Source organism: Microcystis sp. LE19-10.1B, assembly GCF_027530565.1.
GTDB lineage: Bacteria > Cyanobacteriota > Cyanobacteriia > Cyanobacteriales > Microcystaceae > Microcystis > Microcystis aeruginosa.
In genome coordinates this window covers 1-1,176 of record NZ_JAPZQM010000696.1, presented here as the reverse complement: position 1 = coordinate 1,176, position 1,176 = coordinate 1, and the positions used below count along the sequence as shown (strand labels likewise).

The 1,176-nt window shown below is 43.6% G+C and carries 2 protein-coding genes; both read right to left on the bottom strand.

Translation table 11 applies throughout. From position 1 onward, the window contains the following. Positions 1 to 171: 171 nt before the first annotated feature. The gene (locus O9332_RS24815; RefSeq protein ID WP_002757702.1) at positions 172 to 612 is read right to left on the bottom strand and encodes an MFS transporter; all 441 of its coding nucleotides are present in this window, start codon (positions 610 to 612) and stop codon (positions 172 to 174) included. 210 nt (positions 613 to 822) lie between these two features. After that, positions 823 to 1,176 (bottom strand): DUF4351 domain-containing protein (locus tag O9332_RS24810; protein ID WP_288027788.1); only part of this gene is annotated, 354 nt, incomplete at its 5' end.

The following is a 1,176-nucleotide window of genomic DNA, read 5'->3' as shown; positions in this document are numbered from 1 at the left end:
GGCTTTTGACCTGTTAAAGTCCGATGTTAGTGCTGCGAAAATAGGATTGGGACTTTCAAAAACCTTGCATTATCCTTCTTGTGGTACATCGCTTGGTACAAAAAACAAGGGCAACAAAGCCTGAAACGACCGACTCCTGACTCCTGACTCCTACCCCCAGGAAAAACTTTTTCAGCAGACCCTAAATAAAAGTCCTAAATGCAAGATTTGAGCAACGCTTAACCCAAACTCCTGATTGAGATAGATGCCCAAAAAATTATTCAGGGTTACAATTCCATCGGAAATCAAATAAAATACGACTAAGAACTTAAAAATCTCTTGGTTTTGCCTAAAATAGCCCAGCGTATGCCAGACCTGATGGTAGGATTGGCGAATTAACCGAGAAAGGGGAATGGTGGGCGGTTGCGACTGATGAGGCAACCAAGCTAGAGCCGGGAGAGAAAGAAAGAGCAGCCATAATCCGACGATCACAAAAGCCAGTCGATACTCTAGCAATTGATCGAAGCGATGGCTTGATTGTACCAACCAAAACAACAGATAACAGGCAATTCCTCCCAGATAGCCCAACCCCGACCCCCAACTTGACAGCCGCCCGATCGCCCCCGGTGGCACCAGAGAGGGTTAAGAGAGAAAAATTTATAAGTGACACCTTCCCCAACGAAGTTTTTGACAAGTTCTGCTAGTATTACAGGACTATTCTCCTCACAGGGGGAAAATTGATAGATTTCTGGTTAGTGTATCACAAGCTCAAGAAAAGGATAGCCAAATGCTTGCAGCTACCCTGTGCCGAGGGAATAGACTGGAGACTTAGTTCTCTTGTACTTAATTTATTTGGCAATTTTCGAGCCATTGTTCTAAATCTTGTAATGACTGAAAATCTAACAAAGCTTCGCCTAAGTTTTCTAACTGTTCTAGGTCAAGATTTCGGATCTTGGGCGATAATTCAGGAGAGATGCTACCTATACGGCGATTTAATAGACGTAAAACGAGGTTAGCTTCTCCCTCTTGTCGTCCCTCTTGTCGTCCCTCTTGTCGTCCCTCTTGTAAACCTTCCGACCAGATTTCTTGATAGATAACAGATTCTTTCATGATGTCTTTCCTCAATAATCGTTGAATGATGTCTTTGTTTAATACTAACCCAGCTAGGATGGCGGTAGATGCGGCCAGATTGCTTTG